This is a genomic window from Rhizobium gallicum bv. gallicum R602sp (assembly GCF_000816845.1).
In the GTDB taxonomy this organism is placed as follows: domain Bacteria; phylum Pseudomonadota; class Alphaproteobacteria; order Rhizobiales; family Rhizobiaceae; genus Rhizobium; species Rhizobium gallicum.
In genome coordinates this window covers 1,353,891-1,379,187 of record NZ_CP006877.1, presented here as the reverse complement: position 1 = coordinate 1,379,187, position 25,297 = coordinate 1,353,891, and the positions used below count along the sequence as shown (strand labels likewise).

General features: G+C 60.0%; 26 protein-coding genes. 17 read left to right on the top strand and 9 right to left on the bottom strand.

Annotation, left to right across the window (positions count from 1 at the left end):
- The first annotated feature begins 221 nt into the window (after positions 1 to 221).
- The 5 genes from RGR602_RS06750 to RGR602_RS06730 all read left to right on the top strand — a co-directional run bounded on the left by RGR602_RS06750 (position 222) and on the right by RGR602_RS06730 (position 4,664).
- A complete protein-coding gene (locus RGR602_RS06750; protein WP_039844476.1) occupies positions 222 to 989 on the top strand; it encodes an SDR family oxidoreductase in 768 nt (255 codons plus the stop codon).
- Positions 986 to 3,025: an excinuclease ABC subunit UvrC gene (gene uvrC, locus RGR602_RS06745; protein ID WP_039844475.1), complete on the top strand. Its 2,040-nt coding sequence runs from the start codon at positions 986 to 988 to the stop codon at positions 3,023 to 3,025. The genes RGR602_RS06750 and uvrC overlap by 4 nt, the downstream gene beginning before the upstream one ends.
- 110 nt (positions 3,026 to 3,135) lie before the next feature.
- The gene (pgsA, locus tag RGR602_RS06740; RefSeq protein ID WP_039844474.1) at positions 3,136 to 3,726 is read left to right on the top strand and encodes a CDP-diacylglycerol--glycerol-3-phosphate 3-phosphatidyltransferase; all 591 of its coding nucleotides are present in this window, start codon (positions 3,136 to 3,138) and stop codon (positions 3,724 to 3,726) included.
- Positions 3,723 to 3,977, top strand: coding sequence for a molybdopterin converting factor subunit 1 (gene moaD, locus RGR602_RS06735; RefSeq protein WP_039844473.1), 255 nt, complete (start codon positions 3,723 to 3,725; stop codon positions 3,975 to 3,977). Before pgsA ends, moaD begins: the two co-directional genes overlap by 4 nt.
- 225 nt (positions 3,978 to 4,202) lie before the next feature.
- Positions 4,203 to 4,664 carry a molybdenum cofactor biosynthesis protein MoaE gene (locus RGR602_RS06730; RefSeq protein WP_170250799.1) on the top strand — a complete coding sequence of 154 codons (462 nt, stop codon included), beginning with the start codon at positions 4,203 to 4,205 and terminating at the stop codon, positions 4,662 to 4,664.
- Here RGR602_RS06730 and RGR602_RS06725 read toward each other — a convergent pair whose 3' ends face one another.
- Complete coding sequence (locus RGR602_RS06725) at positions 4,665 to 5,561, bottom strand: branched-chain amino acid ABC transporter permease (protein ID WP_039844471.1); 897 nt, start codon at positions 5,559 to 5,561, stop codon at positions 4,665 to 4,667.
- 66 nt (positions 5,562 to 5,627) lie between these two features.
- Here RGR602_RS06725 and RGR602_RS06720 point away from each other — a divergent pair, with 66 nt between their 5' ends.
- On the top strand, positions 5,628 to 6,173 hold the full coding sequence (locus RGR602_RS06720; protein WP_039844470.1) for a CGNR zinc finger domain-containing protein: 546 nt from the start codon (positions 5,628 to 5,630) through the stop codon (positions 6,171 to 6,173).
- Positions 6,170 to 6,676, top strand: coding sequence for a hypothetical protein (locus tag RGR602_RS06715; RefSeq protein ID WP_039844469.1), 507 nt, complete (start codon positions 6,170 to 6,172; stop codon positions 6,674 to 6,676). The genes RGR602_RS06720 and RGR602_RS06715 overlap by 4 nt, the downstream gene beginning before the upstream one ends.
- Before the next feature lie 87 nt (positions 6,677 to 6,763).
- Here RGR602_RS06715 and RGR602_RS38135 read toward each other — a convergent pair whose 3' ends face one another.
- The 3 genes from RGR602_RS38135 to ndk form a co-directional block, all read right to left on the bottom strand.
- On the bottom strand, positions 6,764 to 7,090 hold the full coding sequence (locus RGR602_RS38135; protein ID WP_052451498.1) for a group II intron maturase-specific domain-containing protein: 327 nt from the start codon (positions 7,088 to 7,090) through the stop codon (positions 6,764 to 6,766).
- Positions 7,087 to 7,239 carry a hypothetical protein gene (locus RGR602_RS38130; RefSeq protein WP_223843979.1) on the bottom strand — a complete coding sequence of 51 codons (153 nt, stop codon included), beginning with the start codon at positions 7,237 to 7,239 and terminating at the stop codon, positions 7,087 to 7,089. Before RGR602_RS38130 ends, RGR602_RS38135 begins: the two co-directional genes overlap by 4 nt.
- 165 nt (positions 7,240 to 7,404) lie before the next feature.
- Positions 7,405 to 7,827, bottom strand: coding sequence for a nucleoside-diphosphate kinase (gene ndk, locus RGR602_RS06705; RefSeq protein ID WP_022714709.1), 423 nt, complete (start codon positions 7,825 to 7,827; stop codon positions 7,405 to 7,407).
- A 459-nt stretch (positions 7,828 to 8,286) separates the two neighbouring features.
- Between ndk and abc-f the strand changes: the two genes are divergently transcribed.
- The 3 genes from abc-f (at position 8,287) to RGR602_RS06690 (ending at position 11,851) form a co-directional block, all read left to right on the top strand.
- On the top strand, positions 8,287 to 10,170 hold the full coding sequence (gene abc-f, locus RGR602_RS06700; RefSeq protein WP_039844468.1) for a ribosomal protection-like ABC-F family protein: 1,884 nt from the start codon (positions 8,287 to 8,289) through the stop codon (positions 10,168 to 10,170).
- A gap of 118 nt (positions 10,171 to 10,288) precedes the next feature.
- Complete coding sequence (locus tag RGR602_RS06695) at positions 10,289 to 11,215, top strand: Gfo/Idh/MocA family protein (RefSeq protein ID WP_039844467.1); 927 nt, start codon at positions 10,289 to 10,291, stop codon at positions 11,213 to 11,215.
- A gap of 84 nt (positions 11,216 to 11,299) precedes the next feature.
- A complete protein-coding gene (locus RGR602_RS06690; RefSeq protein WP_039844466.1) occupies positions 11,300 to 11,851 on the top strand; it encodes a GrpB family protein in 552 nt (183 codons plus the stop codon).
- 9 nt (positions 11,852 to 11,860) lie between these two features.
- Here RGR602_RS06690 and RGR602_RS06685 read toward each other — a convergent pair whose 3' ends face one another.
- Entirely contained in the window at positions 11,861 to 12,310 is a 450-nt protein-coding gene (locus tag RGR602_RS06685) for a DNA polymerase III subunit chi (protein ID WP_039844465.1), read from the bottom strand.
- A 6-nt stretch (positions 12,311 to 12,316) separates the two neighbouring features.
- On the bottom strand, positions 12,317 to 13,807 hold the full coding sequence (locus RGR602_RS06680) for a leucyl aminopeptidase (RefSeq protein WP_039846703.1): 1,491 nt from the start codon (positions 13,805 to 13,807) through the stop codon (positions 12,317 to 12,319).
- A gap of 165 nt (positions 13,808 to 13,972) precedes the next feature.
- Between RGR602_RS06680 and RGR602_RS06675 the strand changes: the two genes are divergently transcribed.
- The 7 genes from RGR602_RS06675 to rsmA all read left to right on the top strand — a co-directional run bounded on the left by RGR602_RS06675 (position 13,973) and on the right by rsmA (position 22,458).
- On the top strand, positions 13,973 to 14,752 hold the full coding sequence (locus RGR602_RS06675; RefSeq protein WP_052451497.1) for a phosphatase PAP2 family protein: 780 nt from the start codon (positions 13,973 to 13,975) through the stop codon (positions 14,750 to 14,752).
- A 94-nt stretch (positions 14,753 to 14,846) separates the two neighbouring features.
- Positions 14,847 to 16,025 carry an LptF/LptG family permease gene (locus RGR602_RS06670; protein WP_039844464.1) on the top strand — a complete coding sequence of 393 codons (1,179 nt, stop codon included), beginning with the start codon at positions 14,847 to 14,849 and terminating at the stop codon, positions 16,023 to 16,025.
- Entirely contained in the window at positions 16,022 to 17,110 is a 1,089-nt protein-coding gene (gene lptG / locus RGR602_RS06665) for an LPS export ABC transporter permease LptG (RefSeq protein WP_039844463.1), read from the top strand. Before RGR602_RS06670 ends, lptG begins: the two co-directional genes overlap by 4 nt.
- Entirely contained in the window at positions 17,110 to 19,476 is a 2,367-nt protein-coding gene (locus RGR602_RS06660; RefSeq protein ID WP_039844462.1) for an LPS-assembly protein LptD, read from the top strand. Before lptG ends, RGR602_RS06660 begins: the two co-directional genes overlap by 1 nt.
- A gap of 176 nt (positions 19,477 to 19,652) precedes the next feature.
- Positions 19,653 to 20,603: a SurA N-terminal domain-containing protein gene (locus RGR602_RS06655; protein WP_039844461.1), complete on the top strand. Its 951-nt coding sequence runs from the start codon at positions 19,653 to 19,655 to the stop codon at positions 20,601 to 20,603.
- Positions 20,604 to 20,608: 5 nt separating this feature from the next.
- Complete coding sequence (pdxA, locus tag RGR602_RS06650) at positions 20,609 to 21,631, top strand: 4-hydroxythreonine-4-phosphate dehydrogenase PdxA (RefSeq protein ID WP_039844460.1); 1,023 nt, start codon at positions 20,609 to 20,611, stop codon at positions 21,629 to 21,631.
- Complete coding sequence (gene rsmA / locus RGR602_RS06645; protein ID WP_039844459.1) at positions 21,631 to 22,458, top strand: 16S rRNA (adenine(1518)-N(6)/adenine(1519)-N(6))-dimethyltransferase RsmA; 828 nt, start codon at positions 21,631 to 21,633, stop codon at positions 22,456 to 22,458. Before pdxA ends, rsmA begins: the two co-directional genes overlap by 1 nt.
- On the opposite strand, the gene gmk is transcribed toward rsmA, so the two are convergent.
- Genes gmk through mltG form a run of 3 tightly spaced genes read right to left on the bottom strand, consistent with a single transcriptional unit; the run spans position 22,455 to position 25,243 of the window.
- Positions 22,455 to 23,117 (bottom strand): guanylate kinase, encoded by a 663-nt coding sequence (gene gmk / locus RGR602_RS06640; protein WP_039844458.1) that lies wholly within the window; start codon positions 23,115 to 23,117, stop codon positions 22,455 to 22,457. The genes rsmA and gmk overlap by 4 nt on opposite strands.
- Positions 23,118 to 23,120: 3 nt before the next feature.
- Positions 23,121 to 24,008 (bottom strand): YicC/YloC family endoribonuclease, encoded by an 888-nt coding sequence (locus tag RGR602_RS06635; protein ID WP_039844457.1) that lies wholly within the window; start codon positions 24,006 to 24,008, stop codon positions 23,121 to 23,123.
- 14 nt (positions 24,009 to 24,022) lie between these two features.
- Positions 24,023 to 25,243 (bottom strand): endolytic transglycosylase MltG, encoded by a 1,221-nt coding sequence (gene mltG, locus RGR602_RS06630; RefSeq protein ID WP_039846701.1) that lies wholly within the window; start codon positions 25,241 to 25,243, stop codon positions 24,023 to 24,025.
- Positions 25,244 to 25,297 lie beyond the last annotated feature (54 nt).

The window sequence follows — 25,297 nt, the reverse complement described above, 5'->3', positions numbered from 1 at the left end:
GGCAGCGAAGCGGCTGAAATTGGATGTTGCTATAGCGCAACAGAATATTTGTTAACCATAACGATGTGTTAAATTGCCAATACTAATTCTAAGAACTTTATTTCTCAAATAATACATAGAATAGATCTGCCACAAAGGCAATCGTGACACCCTATTTATATAGTTTGTGCCTGCCCCTATATAGAAACGCACTTAGACCCGCAGGACCAGAAGGCACGCTTTTGAACGAGAAAAGACTTAAGGCCGCGCTCATAACCGGGGCTGCCAAGAGAATAGGCCGGGCAATAGTCGAGGATTTGGCGGAGAACGGCTTTTCCGTTGCCATTCATGCCAATAGCTCGATCGACGAGGCGGAGGCGGTTGCGGCGCAATTGCGGCAAAAAGGCAAATACGCCGTCGCAGTGCAAGGCGACCTCATGAAAATAAACGAAACGGAAACCCTGGTAAAAAGGGCCGCAGACCGGCTTGGCCCCATCGATCTGCTTGTCAACAATGCCTCCGTCTTCCGCGAAGATTCGGTGCGAAAGATGGATGCCGGTGTCTGGGACGAGCATTTTGCCGTGCATGTCCGGGCGCCGTCGATCCTCGCCGCCCAATTCGCCGCCCAGCTACCGGAAACGTCCACTGGCCTCATTGTCAATGTCATCGACCAACGCGTCTGGGCGCTGCGGCCGAGCTTCTATTCCTACACCCTGTCGAAGTCGGCGCTTTGGACCGCAACGCAGACGATGGCGCAGGCGCTTGCTCCGAAGATTCGTGTCAACGCCATCGGTCCTGGCCCCTCGATCCCAAGCGAACGGCAGTTGCAGGAAGACTTCCAAGCGCAGGTCGCAGCGCTTATCTTGAAGCAAGGACCTGCGTTGGAGGAATTCGGCCGAACGATTCGTTTTCTGTTCGAGACGCCTTCGATCACGGGTCAGATGATTGCACTCGACGGCGGCCAGCATCTCGCGTGGCAGACGCCGGATGTGCTGGAGATCAAGGAATGAATGCCAAGAAGCTGCCCGATGGCGGTGTTCTTTATGATGAAACCGATGAAAACGAAGACGAAATCGAGGTGGAAAGCGAACCTTCCGCCTCGCCGCTTCCGGCTGTGATCGACTGGAATGAAGGCGGCGGCAACGAGAGCGGGCTTGCCGGCGCGGAACTGATCGGCGAATTCGTCAAGCGGCTGCCGAACAGCCCCGGCGTCTACCGCATGTTCAATGCCGATGGCGACGTGCTCTATGTCGGCAAAGCGCGCAGCCTCAAGAAGCGCGTCGGCAACTATGCGATGGGCCGGGTCCATTCCAACCGGATCGCGCAGATGGTGCGGCTGACCTCGCATATGGAATTCGTGACGACGCGCACGGAGACCGAGGCGCTGCTCCTGGAAGCGAATCTGATCAAGCGCTTGCGGCCGCGCTTTAACGTGCTTTTACGCGACGACAAGTCGTTTCCCTATATCCTCATCACCGGCGATCATCGCGCCCCGTCGATCTTCAAGCATCGCGGCGCCCGCGCCCGCAAGGGCGATTATTTCGGTCCCTTCGCTTCCGCCGGCGCAGTCGGCCGCACGATCAATTCGCTGCAGCGCGCCTTCTTGATCCGCACCTGCACGGACAGCGTTTTCGAGACGCGCACGCGCCCCTGCCTGCTTTATCAAATCAAGCGCTGTTCTGGCCCCTGCACCCGGGAGATCAGCGACGAAGACTATGCGCAACTGGTGCAGGAGGCGAAGGATTTCCTTTCCGGCAAAAGCCAGAAGGTGAAGGCGCACATGGCGGAGGAAATGAACGCCGCCGCCGAAGATCTCGATTTCGAGCGTGCGGCGATCTATCGCGATCGCCTTGCCGCGCTGTCGCACGTCCAGAGCCATCAGGGCATCAATCCGGCAGGCGTCGAGGAGGCGGATGTCTTCGCGATCCACCACGAGGGCGGGATTTCCTGCATCCAGGTCTTCTTCTTTCGCACCGGCCAGAACTGGGGCAATCGCGCCTATTTCCCAAAGGCCGACCCGCAGCTTTCGGGCGCCGAGGTTCTGAATGCCTTCCTCGCGCAGTTCTATGACGACAAGCCGGTGCCGAAGCAGATCATGCTGTCGGAAGCAGTCGAGGAAATGGCGCTGCTGGCGGCAGCGCTCGGCGAAAAGACCGGACACAAGGTTTCGATTCTGGTGCCGCAGCGCGGCGAAAAGCGCGATTTGGTCGACCATGTCGTTGCCAATGCCCGCGAGGCACATGGCCGCAAGCTCGCCGAGACTGCTTCGCAATCGCGCCTGCTCGAGGGTTTCAAGGAAACGTTCGGTCTACCCTATGCGCCGCAGCGGATCGAGATCTACGACAACTCGCATATCATGGGCACGAATGCGGTGGGCGGCATGGTCGTGGCGGGGCCAGAAGGCTTCGTGAAGAGCCAGTACCGCAAGTTCAACATCAAATCGACCGACATCACGCCCGGAGACGACTTCGGCATGATGCGCGAGGTGATGACCCGGCGCTTCTCGCGGCTCATCAAGGAGGAAGGCATTCCGGACCGGACGCAGACAGTATCGAGCGCTGAGGCCGCCGATCTGCCTTTCCCTGTTTGGCCGGACGTGATCCTGATCGACGGTGGCCAGGGTCAGATGACGGCGGTGCGCGCCATCCTCGAGGAACTCGCCATCACCGACAGCGTCATTGCCATCGGCGTTGCCAAGGGCGTCGACCGCGATGCGGGGCGCGAGCGTTTCTTCCCGCCGGGGCGCGAAAGCTTTACGCTGCCGCCACGCGATCCCGTGCTCTATTTCATCCAGCGCATGCGGGACGAAGCGCACCGCTTCGCCATCGGCTCGCATCGCGCGCGACGCAAGAAGGAGATGGTGAAGAACCCGCTCGACGAGATTGGCGGCATCGGCCCGTCGCGCAAGCGGGCGCTGCTGCAGCATTTCGGCACCGCAAAGGCCGTTTCGCGGGCAGCGCTTTCCGATCTCATGGCAGTCGAGGGTATTTCCGAAACCGTCGCAAAGCAGGTCTATAACCATTTTCACGACGATGCCGCGAAATAGGCGGCTAACGTCGCAAATTCCACGCAAAGGCGGCAGAAAAACAGAAAGAACGTTGACGGCTTGCGGTCAAACCCGTCATCTACAAGCACATAAATTCAGAGAACGGTTTCATGGCATCGCGCGCGTATAATATTCCCAATTTGCTGACCTACGGCCGCATTCTCGCGGTACCGCTGATTGTCCTGTGCTTCTTTGTCGAGGGACGGCTTGCGATCAGCAACACGGCGCGATGGGTCGCCCTTTGGATATTCATCATCGCTTCTCTCACCGATTTCCTGGACGGCTATCTGGCGCGCATCTGGAACCAGACTTCGAATATCGGCCGCATGCTCGACCCGATCGCCGACAAGCTCCTGGTCGCCTCGATCCTGCTCCTGGTTGCCGCGGACCAAACAATCGCCGGTTGGTCGATCTGGGCGGCAATCACCATCCTGTGCCGCGAAATCCTCGTTTCGGGACTGCGGGAATATCTCGCCGCCCTCAAAGTCAGCGTTCCCGTCACACGGATCGCCAAATGGAAAACGACGCTGCAACTGGTGGCTATCGCGTTCCTGCTTGCCGGTCCTGCGGGCGACGAGATTTTTCCCTATACGACGCAGATCGGCATCGCCCTCCTTTGGATCGCGGCCATTTTGACCATATATACCGGCTATGACTATTTCCGCGCCGGCTTGAAGCATATCGTGGATGACGAAGAATGACGCGTCTCGTCTATTTTGCCTGGGTGCGGGAACGGATCGGCAAGAGTGAGGAAGACATCGCCCTTCCCGCCTCCGTCGTCACCGTTGCCGATCTTCTCGGTCACTTGAAGACCCTGGGCGAAGAATACGAGACGGCGCTTCAATACGAAAACGTTATCCGCGTGGCGCTCGATCAGGAACACGCCGAACACGACGAACCGGTCGGCAATGCCCGGGAGATCGGGATTTTTCCGCCGATGACGGGCGGATGACGGACGCACGCTCGCGAGAAGACAAATGGAAACACTGCGTATGGAGCCGGCTTTTCCACGCTTGTCCGTCATTGCTGTGCTTGTCACCGGAGCCGAGCCACGACGCGTCCAGGCCGTGAATAACTCTCTTTGTCTTGCGTTGGGCGCACCCCCTGGCTGCGACACGCACATCGATGAGGGAGTGCGTTTTGAGGTGATCGCGCATCAGCAAAGGGCAAGCATATGGTGAGCCCAGCCCCCACCATCCGCGTCCAGCGCGAAGATTTCGACCTGCAGACTGAGGTCGACCGGCTGAAAAAGGCCGCGCCCGGCGTTGGAGCGATCGTGACATTCTCCGGCCTCTGCCGCGACGAAGGCGGCACATTGGCAGCGCTGGAACTGGAACATTATCCGGGCATGGCCGAGGCGGAGATGGCGCGCATCGCCGAGTTGGCGATCGAGCGTTTTGGCCTGCTTGGGCTCACCGCCATCCACCGCTTCGGAAAAATCGCCGCAAGAGAAAATATCGTGCTGGTGATTGCCGCGGCGCCGCACAGGCAGGCGGCATTCGACGGCGCGAGCTTCGTCATGGATTATCTAAAGACCTCCGCGCCCTTCTGGAAGAGGGAACATGGCTCGGATGGCTCGGATGGCGATTGGGTCTCTGCCAAGGACGCAGACGACGCTGCGCGCGACAAATGGAAGTAGTCACGGAATGGCGCGCTCACGCCGGCTCAGCACCAACAGGAAGACCAGCAGCGAGAAGATGACGAAATCCCGCCAGAGGAATGGGCCGTAGGCGGTCCAAAGTGTTTCGGCAAAGCCGATGCCTGCTGCACCGCCTGCGGATTTCAGCGGATCGGAATAGCCGCCGGCAGCGGCGATCATCAGCACCTTGAGGCCGAAGAGCAGACCCGCACCGAAATCCATCGAACCGTAATAGAAGGTCGTCAGGATGCCACAGCAGGTGGCGATGAAGACGGCGGCCACATAGGCAGCGAGGAACACGCGGATTGCACTGACGCCGCAGAGTTCAGCGGCGAGCGGATCGTCCGTCACTGCGCGCCAGACGCGACCCCAGGCGCTGCGGCGCAGCACTAGGCCGCCGACCGCGATCAGCGCGCACATCAGCCCGGTATTGATAAGCTGGATATAAGTCAGCGTCACCTTGAAGGATGCGTCGCTCCAGAAAACGACGGTGCGGTTGAGAAAGGGCGAGAGCCAGAGCTCCCGCGTATCGGACGCCAACCGCGCGGTCTCCATGAGCAGGATGGTCACGCCGAGGGCTGCGACGATGACCGTATTCGGTGAACGTTGCACGAGCGGCTGCATGACGGAGCGGCCGATCCAGAAGCCGGCGCCGAGCGAATAGGCGAACGACATGACGGCGCCGATCGCGAGCGATGCGGGCAGGACCAGCCAGAGGCGGTTATAGGCGAAATCGGTGAACAGCAGCAGGATCTGTCCCGCGAAAGCGAAGACCGCACCATAGGTGATATCGGCGCGCTTGGTGACGCCGAAGGCAAGCGCATAGCCAAAGGCAAGCGCCGCGTAGAGCGCTGCCAACGGCACGGCGTTTGCCAGCTGCTGCAATAGATAACCCATCAGGAAACTCCGGATCCTCTGCAAACAATAACTGGCAAAACCGATTTTACCAGTTATATTTTCTTCATGATCTTTGCCTGGACCGCACATCGTTTCTCTGGCGGCGCGCTGGCGCTGGATGTCGCAAACAGCGTCATTCTGCGTCATGATATAGCGCGCAGCATCGACCGCTTTGCGGCGGATGAACAGCTCGCGAGCTTTTCGCTTGCGGCTGCGGAATTCTGCGCCGAGCGCGCCCTTTTCAGGGAAGTTCTGCCGGTGGCGCCAGAAGACAGGCTGAATTTCATCGCGCTGCGCGAAGCGACGGACCGCTATTTCCGGCAACGCGTTTTAACAGGCAATGACGATCGCCTCCTCGCGGACCTGCTTGGAAAACTCGCCGTAACCCTCCGCAATGCCAGGCCCGACGGGCTCGACGCCGCGACCGCGCATTCGGTGCTTCGCCTGATCGCGATGCCTGATCCGGAGCGCTTGAAGATATGCCGCAATTGCGGCTGGCTGTTCATAGACCGCAGCAAGAATAAAAGCCGTGCCTGGTGCGACATGGGCGTCTGCGGCAACCGCGCCAAGGCAAGCCGGCACTACCACCGGAAGAAAGAGGACGCGACATGAAGATCAAGGTTATCACGGCGCTGGCGCTGAGCGCCGCGCTGCTCGCCGGCTGCCAACGCGAGATGGAGAAGATGGTCGAAGTGAGCGGCCATATTTTCGTGTTCAACTACCGCGTCGCAAGCGCGACCTACCTCGTCACCTTGAAGAAGACTGCAGCCATTCCCGATGGTGCGGTGGCGATCGCGGAATTCGAGAACCCGGCCGGCGGCGACCCAATCGTGCTCACCGAGAAGATCTACCCGGCCTGGGACAAGATCACTCTCCAGAGCCCAAAGGTACACTGCATCCGCAAGGATAGACCTTATTCCGTAAAGATCCGTCTCGTCGATGCCGAGGGCGCGACCCTGCAGGAGCTGAAGACACAACTGGTCTCGGACGTCGATCAATCGATCCTGCCGAGCAAGCCGCTGGTCGTCGGGCCGCTCTATACACAGAACCCGGATGTCTTCAAGCCGGACGGAACGACGGACTTCAGCAATACAGACAAGTGCCCTGCCGCGTAATCGGCATAGGGGGCGATCATATGTGATCGCACCCCTGCCACACCACCCGGCATGCGGGTCCGCACCGGGCGGTTCGAGAGATTGAGGTCAGGCGAGTCTGGGCATTCCGAGCCGGTCGGCCCATTTGATCGTGAGGGCGGTGTTTAGGAGTTTTGCGCTGTTGCGCCACCAGCGGCGGGCATTTGCCGCCACTTGGCTCGCCACATCGAAGCTTGCTCCCCTGGCCGTCATTTCCCGAGAGATAGTCCTGCCTGTCTTCCATTGCTTGAGCTGGATAGCCCTCAGGCGGTGACGCATCCACTCGTCCAGCGCTTGCCAGACCGATGGTGTTTGCGCCAGCCTGAAGTAAGCTTTCCATCCGCGCACGAAGAGGTTCAGCCGTTCGATCACGGCTTTCAAGGACCGGCCCGTCACGCGGACGTCAGTTCGCGGATGCGAGCCTTGAACGCCTTGATTGCCTTGTCGGCCACCCGTCGCTTGACCACTCCCCGAGTTCGCCAGAAGGCGTAGCCGAGGAACTTGCGGCCGAAGACGCTGGCAACGGCGCTCTTGGTCTCGTTCACCGCCAGGTGAAGTCTTGCGCTTCTCTTCGCTCGCCATGACCAGCTTACGGTGGGACTTTCACCCACAAGAATGCGCCCATGCTGGGCGCACACGCAAAAGCCGGAGCGAAGCTCCGGCTTTAAGAAACATTTCAAAGGCTTCAGCTTCGCGGCTGAAATCCCGATTCAGCCGACGATTTCGGTGTCGGAGAACCAGTATTTGATTTCCTGCGCAGCCGTTTCCGGAGCGTCGGAGCCGTGAACGGAGTTTTCGCCGATCGAAAGGGCGTGCACCTTGCGGATCGTGCCTTCGTCAGCGTTTGCCGGGTTCGTCGCACCCATGATTTCGCGGTTCTTGAGGATTGCGTTTTCGCCTTCGAGAACCTGCACGACGGTCGGGCCGGAGGTCATGGTGTCGACGAGTTCGCCGAAGAACGGACGCTCCTTGTGAACGGCGTAGAAGCCTTCAGCTTCCCGCTTGCTCATCCAAACGCGCTTGGAAGCAACGACGCGCAGGCCCGCATCTTCCAGCATCTTGGTGATAGCGCCCGTCAGGTTGCGCTTCGTTGCGTCCGGCTTGATCATCGAAAAGGTGCGTTCAATCGCCATTGGGTCAAATCCTCTGGTTTAGCGGGAAAAGTGGGCGGTCTTTATCCGCCCCTAGTCCCGAAAACAAGGGGGACGCGGCAATTTCACGCCGTTGTCATGGTGCGGCCGCTGCCTTCATGAAGATCAAGGCAGCGCTCGAATCAAGTCTTCACATCTTCCCCGCCCGAAAGGACGGGGATTTTCAGCGGCGGCCCAGGCCGCCCTTTCGCGTTCTCGGGAGACGGGTTAAGCGCCTTCGATGGCCGTGTTCAAGCCGCCAGGACGTTGACAGCCCCGTTGACGTCGGCACTGTCTGCGTGTCGGCAGGAGAGGAAGAGGAACTTCGCTTGGTTTTCGCGGTTTGCCTTGTCCTTCGACCCGCATTCGAAACAGGTCACAGGACGTGTATCTCGCATCGACATTCACGAGGTTGCCGCCACGGTCTTGCCTTGATCGCGGCTTTCGGCCAAAACGCCGCGCATGATCACGATTACCGACATTTCGGCCCGCATCGCCGGGCGCCTTCTCCTCGACAATGCCAGCGTGACGCTTCCGGCGGGCACGAAGGCTGGCCTTGTGGGGCGGAACGGCGCGGGCAAATCGACGCTTTTCAGGATCATCACGGGCGATCTCGGCGCAGAAACAGGCTCAGTTTCCATACCGAAGAACGCACGCATCGGCCAGGTGGCGCAGGAAGCACCGGGCACGGAAGATTCGCTGATCAAGATCGTGCTATCCGCCGACAAAGAGCGCGCCGCGCTGCTTGCCGAATCCGAGCTCGCGACCGATGCGCACCGGATTGCGGAAATCCAGATGCGCCTTGTCGATATCGATGCGCATTCGGCAGAGGCGCGGGCGGCAAGCATTCTTGCCGGCCTCGGCTTCGATCAGGATGCCCAGCAGCGCCCTGCCTCGGCCTTCTCCGGCGGCTGGCGCATGCGCGTGGCCCTTGCCTCAGTGCTCTTTGCCGAACCCGATCTGCTGCTTCTCGACGAGCCGACGAACTATCTCGACCTCGAAGGTACGCTCTGGCTGGAAGACTATGTGCGGCGATATCCGCACACGGTCATCATCATCAGCCATGACCGCGACCTTCTGAACAATGCCGTCAATTCGATCGTCCATCTCGACCAGAAGAAGCTGACCTTCTACCGCGGCGGCTACGATCAGTTCGAGCGGCAGAAGGCGGAAGCCGACGAATTGCAGACGAAAGCGAAAGCCAAGAACGAGGCCGCGCGCAAACATCTGCAGAGTTTCATCGACCGCTTCAAGGCAAAGGCCTCCAAGGCGCGCCAGGCGCAGAGCCGCGTCAAGGCGCTGGAACGCATGGGCACGGTCGCCGCGGTGATCGAAAATCATGTGCAGCCGATCACTTTCCCGGAACCGGAAAAGCAGCCGGCATCGCCGATCGTCGCCATCCAGAGCGGCGCCGTCGGTTACCAACCGGGCAAGCCGATCCTCAAGAACATCAGCCTTCGCATCGACAACGACGACCGCATCGCGCTGCTCGGCGCCAACGGCAACGGCAAGTCGACCTTCGCAAAATTCATCGCCGGCCGGCTCTCGGCCGAAAGCGGCGACATCAAACTCGCACCGAGCCTGAAGATCGGCTTTTTCGCCCAGCACCAACTCGACGATCTCGTCCCCAACGAGTCGCCGGTCGAGCATGTGCGCCGCCTGATGCCCGCAGCGCCCGAGGCCAAGGTCCGCGCCCGCGTGGCGCAGATGGGGCTTTCGACGGAGAAGATGTCAACCGCTGCCAAGGATCTTTCTGGTGGCGAGAAGGCCCGCCTGCTGATGGGGCTTGCCGCATTCCACGCGCCGAACCTTCTCATTCTCGACGAGCCGACCAACCACCTGGACATCGACAGCCGCCGCGCTTTGATAGAAGCCCTTAACGACTACGATGGCGCCGTCATCCTCATCTCGCATGACCGCCATCTTATCGAGGCGACGGTCGACCGTCTCTGGCTGGTCAATAACGGCACAGTTTCGAATTTCGAGGGCGATATGGAGGAATACCGCAACCTCGTCGTCTCTTCGGGCAAAAAAAAAGACGAAAGGCCTGATCTGAGCGAAGAGCCCTCCTCCAAGGCGGATCAGCGCAAGGCGAATGCCGGCAGACGCGCCTCGCTCGCGCCGCTCAGGAAAAAGATCAACGAAATCGAATCATTGACGGCGAAGCTGGAGAAACAGATTCGAGAGCTCGATGCGGAGCTGGCCGATCCGGCGCTCTACGAAAAGGCGCCGGCAAAGGCCAGCGAGAAAGCCAAGCAGCGTGGCGAGGCAGCCGCAAAGCTCGCAGCCGCCGAAGAACAGTGGCTGGAGCTTTCGGCCGAATATGAGGACGCCATGGCGGGCTAGGTGTGGCGCCTTTGTCGATCTGCACGTGACAAGGCCGCTTGCCCGGCGGTAACATTCTGATAAAACACCGCCCAATAAATCATACTTTTGAGCGAAACACCGAACGCGAGCTTCAGCCATGTCACCCATCAACCTCGCCATCGTCGGCGTCGGCAAAATCGTCCGCGACCAGCACCTCCCCTCGATCGCCAAGAATCCGGATTTCAAGCTTGTCGCGACGGCAAGCCGCCACGGCACCGTCGACGGCATCCAGAGCTTCACAAGCATCGAGGCCATGCTCGAGGCCGTGCCTGAGATCGACGCCGTTTCGCTTTGCATGCCTCCGCAATTTCGCTACGAGGCAGCCCATAAGGCGCTTTGTGCCGGCAAGCACGTCTTCCTCGAAAAGCCGCCGGGCGCGACCCTGAGCGAGGTCGCCGACCTTGAAGCGCTGGCCGCCGAAAAAGGCGGCTCGCTCTTTGCAAGCTGGCATTCGCGCTATGCGGCTGCGGTCGAGGCCGCCAAGGCCTTCCTCGCCTCGACGAAGATCGAAAGCGTCCACGTCATCTGGAAGGAGGACGTGCGCCACTGGCATCCGAATCAGGACTGGATCTGGCAGGCGGGCGGGCTCGGTGTTTTCGATCCGGGTATCAATGCGCTGTCAATCGTCACCCATATCCTGCCGAAGGCGATCTTCCTGACGAGCGCCACGCTGGAGTTTCCGGAAAACCGCGACGCGCCGATTGCGGCCGACATGCATTTCAAGAATGCCGACGATGTTCCGGTTCACGGCGAATTCGACTGGCGCCAAACCGGCAAACAGAGTTGGGATATCATTGCCGAGACGGCGGCCGGCAAGATGGAGCTTGCGGAAGGCGGATCGAAGCTTTCGGTCAACGGCGAACTGAAATTCTCCGCTCCGGAAGAGGAATATCCGGCGCTCTACCGGCGCTTCGCAGAGATCATCAGGGCAGGCAAGTCGGATGTCGACCTCGCACCTTTACGTCACGTTGCCGACGCCTTCATGCTCGGCAAGCGGAAGTTCGTGGAAGCATTCCACGACTGACCGACGGATCGTCGGCCGGCTGCCAGTGCTACCGTTGACTGTTAGAGTGGCAAGATCGACCCTCGCCCAAGGACGTCCAATACCATGCAGCAGGAGCAAGACGAATCTTTTGGGTTGGGCGTGCGGCATCTGACCGTCACGCTCGCCGCTCCCGACGCGAGATGGCGGGAAGCCTATGCGCTGGAAGAGGCTAGGATCCGAGGTGCGCTCGGATCTCTGGCGCTCGACATCCAGCATTTCGGCAGCACCGCCATCCCGGCGATCAAAGCAAAACCAATCATCGACATTCTGATCGGCGTCAGACGTTTCGAGGACGGAGCGACCTGTATCGGCCCGATGGAACAGATCGGCTACGATTATGCTGGAGCCGATATCGTGCCCGACGACTACATCTTCGGCCGCGGCATCAAGGGCGAGACGCGCACGCACCTCGCCCATATCGTCGAATATCAGGGTCACAATTGGAAGCGGAACATCCTTTTTCGCGATAGGCTTCGCAGCGATCCCATTCTCGTCCAGGCCTATGAAGAGCTGAAGATCGATCTTGCGCGGAAATATGCCCAAAATCGCGCCGCTTATACCGCCTCGAAGAAGGGCTTCATCGACAAGGTCGTGAGGGACGGCGGTCTTGTCTGACCCGGGCGGTCAGGCCTTCTTCTCCCAGCGTCCCTGCGGCGTCTGCTGCCAGTAGGTGAGGCTGTGCCCCTCACTCTTCAGCCTCTTCCACTCGGCCCGCGCGGCTTCAAGCTGCTCCTGGTCGTATCCGTCGAACATGAAGACGATGCGATCATAGGTGTCCACCGACGGCGGTTCGGCGCCGTCGACGACGAAACGCACGGTCGCAGCGTTGGCGTTTCCGGCCGATGCCGTCAACAGGACGGGCTGGTCTTCGGCGAATTCAGCCTCGTCGGTGCCGTGCGGCAAAAAGCTGTCTTCGCGGAAAGTCCACAGGTGCGCGTCGAGCGCATCCCTTCGAGCCGTTTCCTTCACCTGGATCGCGACACGCCAGCCGCGCCCGACGCTCTTGTCGACGAGCGGCGGCAGCGCGTCCTCGAGCTTGGATTCGGTCAGATGATAGAACAGGACTTCCGTCATGCGCGATCAGGCTTCGTAGTGGTCGCGCACCAGGCGATCCAGCAGGCGGACGCCGAAGCCGGAGCCCCAGGACTGGTTGATCTCATCCAGCGGCGAACCCATGGCGGTGCCCGCGATATCGAGGTGCGCCCAGCGGGTGTCCTGCACGAAGCGCTTGAGGAAATGCGCCGCCGTGATCGAACCTGCATAGCGACCGCCGGTGTTTTTCATGTCGGCGAACTTGCTGTCGATCATCTTGTCGTATTCCTTGCCGAGCGGCATGCGCCAGACCTTCTCGCTTGTGGAGAAGCCGGCTTCCGTCAACTGGCCGGCAAGCGTGTCGTCATTCGAAAACAGGCCGGCATAGACGCTGCCGAGCGCCACGACGACAGCGCCTGTCAGCGTCGCAAGGTTGACCATGAACTGCGGCTTGAAGCGGTCGTTGCAGTACCAAAGCGCGTCGCAGAGCACGAGACGGCCCTCGGCATCGGTGTTGATAACTTCGATCGTCTGGCCGGACATCGAGGTGACGATATCACCTGGGCGTTGGGCATTGCCGTCCGGCATGTTCTCGACAAGGCCGATGATGCCGACCGCGTTGACGGCCGCCTTGCGCGCCGCAAGCACATGCATGAGGCCGGTAACGGCCGCCGCACCGCCCATATCGCCCTTCATGTCTTCCATGCCCGCTGCCGGCTTGATCGAGATGCCGCCTGTATCGAAGACGACGCCCTTGCCGATGAAGGCGACGGGACGCTCCTTGGCCTTTCCGCCCTTCCACTGCATGATGGCAAGGCGCGGCGGACGGACGGAACCCTGGGCGACGCCGAGCAGCGCCCCCATGCCGAGGCGCTTCATCTCGCGCTCCGTCAGGATTTCGACCTCGACACCGAGCTTTTCGAGTTCCTTTGCCTTCGCGGCGAACTCGACGGGGCCAAGAACGTTCGGCGGTTCGTTCACGAGATCGCGCGCCAGGTTGACGCCATCGGCGACAGTTTCGGCATCGGCAAAGGCCCTCCTTGCGCCAGCCGCATCGGCGGTAACGATAGTAACCTTGGCCTTGCCGCTCGCCTTGTCCTCATCATCGGTCTTCTTCGTCTTGTAGGTGTCGAAGCTGTAGCCCCGCAGCAGCATGCCGAGCGCGAAATCGGCCCCGGCCCTGGCATCGACGCCAACGCCTGGCGCGTCGATGAAGACCATCGCCTTCTCGGCTCCCTTGATCTTCGAGGCAGCCGTACCGCCAGCCTTCAGCCAGTCATGCGCCGTCAGTTCTTCGGCCTTGCCGAGACCAACCACGATGACGCGTTCAGCCGGCGAGCCTTCAGGGGCGACAAGATCAAGCGTACTCACCGGTTTTGCCGAGAATTTGGCAATTTTTGCGGCTCTGGCGATGACACCGGCCGGGTCGGCGATCTCAGCTCCCGCAGCCGAATCGGCGTCGCTTGCCTTCAACAGAATGGTCAGTCCGCCGCTGATCTTGGCCGACTTTGAAAAAGAGATATCGAATTTGGCTGCCATGTTTTCTCCATTCGGATTCTGCGGAATCCAACCGGCGGCGATAATTTCGGGTTTCAGCGCCGAAAACAAGGCTTGATCGGGAAGCCATGGACAAATCGGCGATACCGAGTCAAAAAGCAACTGTGCTTGAAATGGTGCCGAAAACCACGAGAAGAATGCCCTGACGTGACCGCTAGTCTTGCAGACAAATTATCCGGCTCCCAAGTTCGCTTTCCGCCCAGCGCGGCAGCTAGTTTCATCGGCCTCTTCTGTCTGTGGTGGGCGCTGCTTCTAATATTCCATACCTTCCCGCAGGTCGACATCGTGGCCTCGTGGCATTTCTTTCTCGTCGATACCTGCAAAGCCTCGGACGCAGCGACACAGGTTTGCGGACATTTCCCCTCCCGTCAGACAGCCTTTTTGGACACGCTCAGAACGATCTTCTTCCGGCTGCCATATGTTGTGGCGGCCGTTCAACTCGCCATGCTGATCGCGTGCTACTGGCGTCACGGAGCAACGTTCAACGCGCTTCGGGCCCGAAATCTCAAGATCGCTCTGGCATCGCTGCTGCTCGGACCCGGCCTTATCGCGAACGTCATCCTCAAGGAGCATTGGGGCCGGCCGCGGCCGATCGAGACCCTCAATTTCGGCGGTACCCTCGATTTCGTGCAGGCGGGATCGCTTGCAGGAAAGTGCATTTCGAACTGCTCGTTTGTCTCCGGAGAGGCCGCAAGCGCCGGCTGGCTGCTCTGTCTCGTCATGCTGATACCACAGCCGGCACGAACCGGACTATTCCTGCCGATTCTGGCGATCTCTTTCCTCACGCCGCTGATGCGGCTTTCCTTCGGCGCGCACTACCTTTCCGATATCGTACTCGGCTGGCTATTGGCGATTGTCGTTTTTGCCGGCGTCTATGCGTTTACCGAATTCATCACACAGGCCCAAAAAATTCTGAATTTTGAATGAAATTTTGACACCTGCTTGTCGCAAAAGCGCAGCAAAGAGCTTAGATGGTTCCTGCTGCGATGCTTCCGCTTCGCAGGTGCGTTCAAGGGCAGGCATGAAACTACTTGAAATCTACATATTGCGGCGCGTCGGCCAGATGTTTCTCGTAGCGCTGCTGCCGGTGCTCGCGATCATATGGACGACCCAGGTCCTGCAGCGCATCAACCTGGTCACCGATAGCGGTCAGTCTATCGGCTCGTTCGCCAAGCTTGCGACGCTGATCCTGCCGTCGATTATTCCTGTCGTCTTGCCCTTCGCCCTTGTGATCGGTGTCACGCAGACGCTGACAACGATGAACAACGATTCGGAGCTGACCGTTATCGATGCGGCCGGTGCCAAGCGGAACATCATCATCCGGCCAATCCTGCTGCTTGCGGCTGTCATTAGCGCGTTCTCCTTCTTCGTCGACAACGTCGTCGAGCCGAAGGCAAAGACCGGTGCGCGCCAGATGATTGCGGCGGCCTATGCCGATCTTCTGTCCACCGTCATCGAAGAAAAGAACTTCCGCAGGATCGATGAGGGTCTCTATGTGCAGATTTCGGAGCGGCTGGCCGGCCGCGTGTTGAGGGGCCTGTTCGTCGTCGACGAGCGCGATCCTGCCTTCGACATGATCTATTATGCGCGCGAAGGCGCCGTCGATGATACGGGAACCTCGCTCATCATGCGCGACGGCGAGGTTCAGCGCAAAGCCCGCGACGGCAACGTCTCGATTATCAAATTCGACTCCTATTCTTTCGATCTCTCCGATCTGACGCAGAACCGCGGACAGGCGACGCTCCGCGCAAGCGACCGCGACCTGGGCTTCCTGCTCAATCCGGATCCGGCCGACAAAGATTACATCGCCAGGCCGCAATCATACCGCGCCGAACTTCACAGACGGCTGACGGACTGGGTTCTGCCTTTCGTTTTGGCGCTGATTTCGCTGGCGATCGCCGGTGACGCGCGTTCGCATCGCGAGGCGCGCCTGCACCCGATGGTCACGGCTTTGACCTTTTCCTTTGCGTTGCGCTGGGCGTCGTTCTACGCCGCGAATCAGATCGACACCAATCCGTTTTACATCGGCGTGCTCTATGCGATTCCGGTCGTGGCCGGCGTCGCGGCGAGCGGCTTCCTCAATCTGCACAAGCGCCTTTCGATTCCGGCCGCCGTGGGCGAACGTGCCGCCGGCATCTGGCACAGAATCGAACGGCGACTGCCTTCTGCGGTCGGAAAGACGCCCGGAGGCAGCGCATGATCTTCGGCACCTTGGGACGCTACTTCTTCCGCCGCTATCTTGCGATAACGATCTGGTTCTTCCTTGGAATCATCTCGATTGTCTTTCTTATCGATTTCAGCGAGACGGCAGGCCGAATGTCCGGGCTTCCGGGCTATACCGTTGCCGGCGGCCTGTTGATGACGGCCGTCCGACTGCCGCTCATCATCCAACAGACCGTTCCGTTCATTGCGCTCTTTGTCGGAATGACGGTGCTGATCGGGTTGAACCGCAAGTATGAACTCGTGGTGGCACGCGCAGCCGGTATATCGGTATGGCAGTTCATGTCGCCCTTCATCGCCGGCGCCTTCCTGCTCGGCATCCTGACGATGGCGGTCATCAATCCGCTCGCGGCCTGGGGCCAGCGTCAGGCCGCACTGGTGGAGACCGATTGGCGCGGCCAGGAGAAGGCCACAAGCAGTAAGCCGCAGGTTCCCTGGCTGCGCCAGATCAGCGGAAAGGACGACGTCATCATCGGCGCTCGTACGATTCAGCAGAACGGAACACTGCTGATCGATGCCGTTTTGATCCACTTCGATTCGGATGGCCGCGTGATTCTGCGCCAGGATGCAGCTTCCGCAAAATTGGAAGATGGTTACTGGCTCCTTAAGAACGTTACCGAGCGCCGGCCGGGCGAAATCGCAGTCCGCAAGGATACGGTCCAGCTTCGCACCAATTTGAAACAGGACTTCGTCCAGGAGCGCCTGACATCGCCTGAAACCATTGCTTTTTTTGATCTTTCCAATCGAATAGCAATTGCAAAATCCTTCGGTGTTCCGACGAAGGCGCTGGAGACGCAATTTCACTCATTGCTGTCTCAACCACTGCTGCTTGTCGCGATGACTCTCATTGCTGCAACAGTGTCTTTAAAATTTAGCCGGTTCAACCAGTCGAGGTCGGTGATTCTGGGTGGAATCCTTTCGGGCTTCGTGCTTTATGTCGTCAACGTGCTTGTAAAAGCATTTGGAAGCAGCGGAGTCGTACCGCCTTTCGTGGCGGCGTGGATTCCGGTCGTCGTCGCGCTGGCTCTGGGCGCAACGATTCTGCTTCATCAGGAGGACGGCTAGTGGCGGCAGGCGACCGCAAGACTTTTAGTAAACAGTTGGTTGCCCTGCTCGCAGGGGCGACTCTGCTTGGCTATTCTGGAAGCATTCCTGCGGTGTTCGCGCAGGAGAATTCGACGTTGCAGAAGCTGCAGCCGAAGATCGATCCCGAAGCGAAAATGATGCTTTCGGCCAACGAGCTCGTCTACAACAGGGACCAGCAGATCGTCTCCGCAGTCGGGGGCGTCCAGATCAACTATGCGGGCTACAAAATGGTGGCCCAGCGCGTGGAATACAACCAGAAGACGGGCCGCATGATGGCGGTCGGCAATATCGAGCTGATCAGCCCCGACGGAAACCGCATGTATTCCGACAAGCTCGATGTGACCGACGACTTCGCCGAAGGCTTCGTCAATGCGTTGCGTATCGAGACCACGGACAACACACGCATCGCGGCCGAAAGCGGTGAGCGCGTCAACGATAACTTGATGATCCTCAACAAGGGCGTCTACACCGCATGCCTTCCCTGCGCCGAACGGCCGGAACGACCGCCTTTTTGGCAAGTCAAGGCCGAGCGGGTCATTCAGAACGGCGAAAAACATACTATCCGGCTGGAGAAGGCACGCTTCGAATTGCTCGGCCATCCGATCGCCTTCCTCCCCTGGATCGAGGTCCCGGACCAGACGGTCAAGCGGAAGTCCGGCTTTCTGTTTCCGAGTTTCAGTACATCGGAGAACCTCGGATTCGGGGTTACCGTTCCCTACTACTACGTCTTCTCGCCCAGCATGGACCTGACGGTCAGCGGCACCGGCTACACGAATCAGGGCTTCCTGCTCGACGCTGAGTTCCGGCAGCGTTTCGAGAACGGCACGCATACCCTGCGCGTAGCGGGCATCAACCAGATGCACCCAGAGAGCTTCACCGAGGGCACAAGCGACCACGAGGCCGATGACCGCGGAATGATCGGATCCAAGGCAGAGTTCAAGATCAATCCCCGCTGGGCATTCGGCTGGGATGTCATGGTGCAGAGCGATAATAACTTCTCGCGTACCTACGAACTCAAAGGGTTCAACGAGACAACCCATGTCAACCAAGTCTACCTGACCGGCCTCGGCAAGCGGAATTACTTCGACATCAGATCGTTCTACTTTGACGTTCAGGACTCCGATCCGCATAGCGAGGAAGAAAAGCAGCAGGCGATCGTCTATCCGGTGATAGACTATCATGCTGTGGCTCCGCAGCCGCTGGCCGGTGGCGAATTGTCGCTCGACGTCAACTTCACGAATATTTCGCGCACCCATGACAGTTTCTTCGACAATCCGGCAGGTGATGATCGCTTCTCACTGAAGGGGCAGACATCGCGTCTGACCGGCGAACTCGAGTGGAAGCGAACTTTCGTGACGCCGCAGGGCGTACTCATTACGCCTCTGCTCGCCGCGCGCGGCGACGCACTGGCGCTGAATGTGGACGATCCCAACTCCATCAGCGGGACGTCCGTATACAACGGCGACTTCGAAAACGGTGATGGCGCAACGCGCGGGATGATTACCGCCGGCCTGGAAGCGCGCTACCCGATTCTGATGACGACGGCCAACAGCACGCATGTCCTTGAGCCGATTGCCCAAATCTACGCCCGTCCCGATGAGTCTCTGGCGGGCGCCCTGCCCAACGAGGACGCGCAGAGCTTCGTCTTCGACGCGACGTCGCTCTTCGAGCGCGACAAGTTCTCGGGTTACGATCGCATCGAGGGCGGCACGCGTGCCAATATCGGCTTCCAGTACACCGGCACCTTCGACAACGGCTACAAACTTCACGGCATTTTCGGCCAGTCCTATCATCTTGCTGGCCAGAACTCCTTCGCCACGGACGATCTCGTGAATGCGGGAGCGAATTCGGGTCTTGAGACCGACCGTTCCGACTATGTCGGGCTGGGCGGCATCGAGACGCCGCAGGGCCTTTCCCTCGCCGCCTCGTACCGTCTGGACGAGAAGGATCTCTCATTTCGCCGCGGCGATCTGACGGCCGGATTCCAGACCGATACATTCCAGAGCCAGCTTCTTTACACCCATATTTCATCTCAGCCGGATTACGGCTCCGCCGAAGACGGTGATGAAATCCAGACCAAGGCAACGGTCAAGTTCAGGGACTACTGGTCCGTCTTCGGCGGCATTGCGTGGGATCTCAACAACGACGTCGTCAGCAGGAAGACTCTCGGCCTCTCGTATGAAGACGAATGCACGATCTTCACGATCGCCTATACTTCAAAACGCGATACAAGCGACGAGTCGGCAAGCGACTGGAGCATTGGCGCCAGACTTACGTTCCGCACCCTCGGCGATGTCAACGTCGGATATTCTGACGATATCGAAAAGAATATCTACAATAATTGATTGCGATATTGGACGGCGAAATAAAGCGAGCCTTTCTTTCGCCGCAACACTATGCAGGACATTGCCGTCAATTAAGGTTATGAGGCATAGGAATGTCGCTTGGGGGCGGCTCCGACCTCGGTAAAGCTGTGTTCACGCGCACTTGCTGCCGCAGCGTCTATGGGAAGGATCGACACATGATTGGCGCGAGAAAGACTGTTACGACTCTATTTGCCGGCGCTGCGTTCTGCGTGCTCGCTGCGCTTGTTCAGCCACAAAGCGGTTCCGCATTTGCAGCCAGCGAAGTCAAGGCCGTCGTCAACGGGGTGGCACTGACCACGGGCGATGTCGCAAGGCGCCAGGCATTCCTTCGTCTCCAACATCAGAAGGCCGATGCGAAGACGGCGGAAGAATCGCTCGTCGAGGAGACCCTGAAACGTCAGGAAATCTCGCGCGTGCGCATGTCCGTCTCCAAGGAAGAAGTCGATGCGTCCTTTGTGCGTTTTGCGTCGGGAAACAAGCTCTCCACCGAGCAGCTTACGCAAATTCTCACTCAGGCCGGGGTCGGTGCCGATCATTTCAAGCAGTATATTGCCGTGCAAATGAGCTGGCCGCGCGTCGTCAATGCGCGCTACGGGTCGAGCGCCCGCATGTCGAGCAGCGACCTTGTCAGCCGCATGATGGAAAACAATAAGCAGAAGCCGGTCACGACCGAATATATGCTTCAGCAGATCATATTCGTGGTGCCGCAATCGAAGAAAGGCATAACGGGCAAACGCAAGAGCGAGGCCGAAGCCTCCCGTTCGAAATTTCCAGGCTGCGAACAGGCAAAGGTCTTTGCAGCAACGATGCGTGACGTATCAGTCCGCGAACTCGGCCGCGTGCTGGCACCGGAACTTCCGGCCGAGTGGAAGCCGCTGATCGAGCAGGCCAAGGGAAATACCACGGCGACCCGCGTGACAGAAAAGGGCGTGGAATATCTTGCAATCTGCAGCCAGCGCGAGGTATCCGACGACACCGCCGCTGAGATCGTGTTCCGCCAGGAGGATCTCGACAAGGCCAAGGCTGGCAAGAGCGCCCCGGAAAACGAAAACGCTACCAAATATCTCGAAGAGCTGCGCAAGAAGGCGCAGATCATCTATCGCTGACCGCCGTGGCTACTCCGTTTTCGCGCCCCCTTGCGCTGACGCAAGGCGATCCGGCCGGCATCGGCCCGGACATAACCCTGATGGCCTGGCTGAGGCGGCGTGAGCTCGGCCTGCCGGCCTTCTTTCTGATCGGCGATCCTGATGTGCTGGCGGCAAGAGCACGGCAGCTCGATCTTTCCGTCGTGATAGCCGAAGCGAACGCCGCAACGGCCGCGGATGTCTTTGCCGGTGCTCTCCCCGTCCTGCCTGTTCCTGCGGGCGTCGAGGTGGCTGCCGGCGAGCCGCATGTCGCGACTGCAACGGGTACGATCGCTGCGATCGAAACGGCCGTATCGCTCGTCGTCAAGGGCGAGGCAGCGGGAGTCGTCACCAATCCCATCGCCAAAGCTGTTCTTTACGAGGCCGGCTTCAAGTTTCCGGGGCACACCGAATTCCTTGCTGATCTCGCGAGCCGCGCGACCGGCAATCCGGTCAGGCCGGTGATGATGCTTGCCGGACCGAAGTTGCGGGCGATACCAGTTACCATTCACATCCCGATCAAGGACGTGCCGCAGGCTTTGAGCGGTGAATTGATCGCAGAGACCTGCCGTATCGCGCATTCCGATCTCAGGCGCCGCTTCGGCATCGAAAGGCCACGCCTTGCCGTCGCCGGTCTCAATCCGCATGCCGGCGAAAACGGAACGATGGGGCGCGAGGACGAAGACATCATTCATCCCGCCATACAGCTTCTGCGCTCCGAGGGCATCGACGCGATCGGCCCCCTGCCCGCCGATACCATGTTCCACGACGAGGCTCGCGCCCGGTATGATGTCGCGGTCTGCATGTATCATGATCAGGCCCTGATCCCGGTCAAGGCGCTCGGCTTCGACGATTCCGTCAATGTGACGCTCGGCCTGCCTTTCGTGCGGACATCGCCGGATCATGGCACAGCCTTTGGCATTGCCGGCAAGGGCATCGCGCGCGAAAATAGCCTGATTGCCGCCCTCAAGCTTGCAGCCCATCTCAGTCGTCCCGCGGAACACCGCTGATGGCTGCGCTCGATGGTCTGCCGCCGCTTCGCGACGTGATCCAGCGTCACGGCCTCGACGCGCGCAAGGCACTCGGGCAAAACTTCCTTCTCGACCTCAACCTGACGCAAAAGGTTGCCCGCACGGCAGGATCGCTTGAAGGCTGCACCGTCTTTGAAGTGGGACCTGGACCCGGCGGGCTGACGCGCGCCATCCTGGCGCTGGGCGCGAAGAAGGTGATTGCCGTCGAGCGTGATCCGCGCTGCCTGCCAGCACTGGCGGAAATATCCGCTCATTATCCTGGCAGGCTCGAGGTCATCGGCGGCGATGCGCTGAAGACCGATTTCGAGGCGCTGGCGCCTGGGGGACCCGTCAAGATCATCGCCAACCTTCCGTACAATGTCGGCACGCAACTGCTGGTAAATTGGCTGCTGCCAAAAGAGTGGCCGCCGTTTTGGGAATCCTTGACGCTGATGTTCCAGAAAGAAGTCGGCGAGCGCATAGTCGCTGAACAGGATGACGACCACTATGGCCGCCTCGGCGTACTCTGCGGCTGGCGCGCCGATGCCCGCATGGCTTTCGACGTATCGCCGCAAGCCTTCACGCCGCCTCCGAAGGTGACATCGACGGTGGTGCATCTGACGCCGAAGGCAAACCCCATCCCCTGCGCCGTCGCCAATCTTGAAAGAGTAACACATGCGGCCTTCGGTCAGCGGCGCAAGATGCTTCGCCAGAGCCTCAAGCCGCTCGGCGGCGAGAGCCTGCTCAACAAGGTGGGTATAGACCCGCAGCGCCGCGCCGAAACACTATCCGTCGGGGAATTCTGCCTGCTCGCGAATTCGCTTTAAAGAACCGGCGTCTCTTCCAGCAGTTTGGTGACGAAATCGTAGATGCCGTGCCGCCGGTCGCGGCGCAGGCGCTCGGCCTTCACGATCGCCTGCACGGCGTCGAAGGCAGTATCGAGATCGTCGTTGACGATGACATAGTCATATTCCCGCCAATGGGCGATTTCGGCGCGCGAATTGGCAAGCCGCTGGGCGATGACCTCTTCCGAATCTTCCGCGCGGCGGTGAAGCCGTGATTGCAATTCGGTCATCGTCGGCGGCAGAACGAAGATGGATACGACATCTGCCGACATCTTCTCCTGCAGCTGCTGGGCGCCTTGCCAATCGATGTCGAAAAGCATATCGCGGCCTTCGGCCATCGCTGCTTCCACCGGTTCGCGCGGCGTGCCGTAGAAATTGCCGTGCACTTCAGCCCATTCCAACAGCGCATCGGAATCGCGCAGTCGCTCGAATTCGCGGATGCTCTTGAAGTGGTAGTGAATGCCCTCGACCTCGCTTGGGCGCCGCTGGCGGGTCGTCACGCTGACGGAGAGGCCGATCTGGCTATCCTGGGCAAGCAGCGTCCGCGCAATCGTCGACTTTCCCGCGCCCGAAGGCGACGAGATGACGAGCATCAGACCGCGGCGAGCGATCGGAACGGGCGAGGCTTTCGCCGGCTTCATGTCCTACTCCAGATTCTGGACCTGTTCGCGGAACTGGTCGATGACGACTTTCAGTTCGATGCCCGCGGCAGTGACCGCCGAGGCATTCGACTTCGAACAGATGGTATTCGATTCGCGGTTAAATTCCTGTGCAAGGAAATCGAGCTTGCGGCCGACCGGGCCGCCGCGGTCCAACAGATCCCGTGCGGCCGCGACATGCGCCTTCAGCCGGTCGATTTCCTCGCGCAGATCGGCCTTCGTCGCAAGCAGAGCCGCCTCCGCATGCAGCCTGTCGCGGTCGAGCGCGCCCGCTCCGTCCATCAGCAAGGCAACCTGCGCCTTGACGCGCGCGGAAATCTCCTGCGGCGTGCGCGACGGGTCGCGTTCGATCACGTGCGTCAGGTCCTCGATCGTCGAGACATGATTGAGCAGCACGCGAGACAGAGCAGCCCCCTCCTGTTCCCGCATGAGCTTGAGGTCAGCAAGTGCAGCCAGCAGGCCCTTGGTGACGTCCGCATCGCGGGCGGCGATTTCTTCTTCGCTGTCCTGCGTCTCGCGAAACTCGACGAGACCGCGGATCGAAAGCAGCGTATCGAGGGTCAGAGGCGCCGGATCGATGACGCCTGCAAGCTGGTCACGCATTGCAAGCACATTGGCCAGAGCGTCCTGATTGAGAACCGTTTCGAAGCGGTTTTCGGCTGCCGAAACCGAGAGGTTGGCCTGCATGTTGCCGCGGCTGAACTGTTCGCCCATAATGCGGCGAACATCTGTTTCCATGCGCTCAAGGCCCGGCGGCAGGCGAAGGCGCAGGTCGAGCCCCTTGCCGTTTACCGACCGCAGTTCCCAAGCCCAGCGCCAGCGCCCGCTCGTTCCCTCGCGCCGCGCAAAACCGGTCATGGACTGCAAAGCCATCCGAGCCTCCGAAATCAGTTCGTCTTCTTTTTCTTCTGCTGAGCCGCCGGCTCGGCCTGGGCCTCCGGCTGGCCGTCAACCACGATATTCGGATCGGCGCCCTTGTCAGCTTCGAGCTTGCGCCAGCGCTTGACGTTGGCATTGTGCTCTTCGAGCGTCGCCGCAAAAACGTGGCCGCCGGTGCCGTCGGCAACGAAATAGAGGTCCGCCGTCTTCCAGGGATTGGCCGCTGCTTCCAGGGCATCACGGCCGGGATTTGCGATTGGCGTCGGCGGCAGGCCCTTGATCATGTAAGTGTTGTACGGCGTTTCCTTCTTCAGGTCCGACAGGTAGATCGGCCGGTCGGCAGGCTTGCCGTCACCACCGAAGAGGCCGTAGATGATCGTCGGATCGGATTGAAGCCGCATGCCTTTGGCGAGCCGGTTGAGGAAAACGGATGCGACATGCGCGCGCTCGTCGGGAATGCCAGTCTCCTTCTCGACGATCGAAGCAAGTACGACGAACTCTTCCTTGGATTTCAGCGAGACCGAAGGATCGCGTTTCTCCCAGATCTGGTCGACGAGCTTTTTCTGCTCTGCAGCCATCTGGTCGATGATCTCGGAGCGTTTCGTGCCGCGGGAGAACTTGTAGGTATCGGGACGCAGGCTGCCTTCGGGCGGCAGCGCCGTCGGCAGCTCGCCTTCGAGGACGGTATCCCCGCTCATGCGGTTGAACATCTGGCGCACCGTCAGGCCCTCCGGGAAGGAGATCGAATAGAGGATCGATTTACCGGACTTCAGCAGTTCCATGATGTCGTTCATGGAAGCCTTCGCCTTGATCTCGTATTCGCCGGCCTTCAGGCTCTCCCCCTCGTTCAGGTATGTCGCCGTGAGATAGCGGAAGATGCGGGCGTCGGAGACGATGTTGTTGCGCTCAAGATTGGTGGCGATTTCCGAAAGGCCCGCGCCGTTGCGCACGATGAAATTGGTGTTCGTCTCCAACGGACCGGGGTCCTGGTAACTGGAGATCGCGTAGTAAAAGGCGAAGATGCCGGCGGCGCAGGCAAGCACGACCATCGTCATCAGGAAGTTCAGGAAGATGACGACCTGGCTGCGCGCCTTCTTCGAGCGCTTCGGCGGCTCCGGAACGCGTTCCGGGCGCAGCGCTTCATTGGGCGACTTCGGAATGATCGGCCCGTTCTGCGCCGGATGGCCGTTGTGGCCCGCCGCGTCGTTGCTCTGATTCGTATCGCTCACCGGCAATCCTCTAAACTTGGCCCTGTCCGCTGTTTTAAGAAGCAATACGGCAAA

Bases quoted from the DNA above. Each gene is read 5' to 3' on its own strand.
- uvrC (WP_039844475.1), top strand. From the start codon at position 986: ATGAATGCCAAGAAGCTGCCCGATGGCGGTGTTCTTTATGATGAAACC.
- pgsA (WP_039844474.1), top strand. From the start codon at position 3,136: ATGGCATCGCGCGCGTATAATATTCCCAATTTGCTGACCTACGGCCGC.
- moaD (WP_039844473.1), top strand. From the start codon at position 3,723: ATGACGCGTCTCGTCTATTTTGCCTGGGTGCGGGAACGGATCGGCAAG.
- RGR602_RS06725 (WP_039844471.1), bottom strand. From the start codon at position 5,561: ATGGGTTATCTATTGCAGCAGCTGGCAAACGCCGTGCCGTTGGCAGCG.
- RGR602_RS06720 (WP_039844470.1), top strand. From the start codon at position 5,628: ATGATCTTTGCCTGGACCGCACATCGTTTCTCTGGCGGCGCGCTGGCG.
- RGR602_RS06715 (WP_039844469.1), top strand. From the start codon at position 6,170: ATGAAGATCAAGGTTATCACGGCGCTGGCGCTGAGCGCCGCGCTGCTC.
- ndk (WP_022714709.1), bottom strand. From the start codon at position 7,827: ATGGCGATTGAACGCACCTTTTCGATGATCAAGCCGGACGCAACGAAG.
- abc-f (WP_039844468.1), top strand. From the start codon at position 8,287: ATGATCACGATTACCGACATTTCGGCCCGCATCGCCGGGCGCCTTCTC.
- RGR602_RS06695 (WP_039844467.1), top strand. From the start codon at position 10,289: ATGTCACCCATCAACCTCGCCATCGTCGGCGTCGGCAAAATCGTCCGC.
- RGR602_RS06690 (WP_039844466.1), top strand. From the start codon at position 11,300: ATGCAGCAGGAGCAAGACGAATCTTTTGGGTTGGGCGTGCGGCATCTG.
- RGR602_RS06685 (WP_039844465.1), bottom strand. From the start codon at position 12,310: ATGACGGAAGTCCTGTTCTATCATCTGACCGAATCCAAGCTCGAGGAC.
- RGR602_RS06680 (WP_039846703.1), bottom strand. From the start codon at position 13,807: ATGGCAGCCAAATTCGATATCTCTTTTTCAAAGTCGGCCAAGATCAGC.
- RGR602_RS06670 (WP_039844464.1), top strand. From the start codon at position 14,847: ATGAAACTACTTGAAATCTACATATTGCGGCGCGTCGGCCAGATGTTT.
- lptG (WP_039844463.1), top strand. From the start codon at position 16,022: ATGATCTTCGGCACCTTGGGACGCTACTTCTTCCGCCGCTATCTTGCG.
- RGR602_RS06655 (WP_039844461.1), top strand. From the start codon at position 19,653: ATGATTGGCGCGAGAAAGACTGTTACGACTCTATTTGCCGGCGCTGCG.
- rsmA (WP_039844459.1), top strand. From the start codon at position 21,631: ATGGCTGCGCTCGATGGTCTGCCGCCGCTTCGCGACGTGATCCAGCGT.
- gmk (WP_039844458.1), bottom strand. From the start codon at position 23,117: ATGAAGCCGGCGAAAGCCTCGCCCGTTCCGATCGCTCGCCGCGGTCTG.
- RGR602_RS06635 (WP_039844457.1), bottom strand. From the start codon at position 24,008: ATGGCTTTGCAGTCCATGACCGGTTTTGCGCGGCGCGAGGGAACGAGC.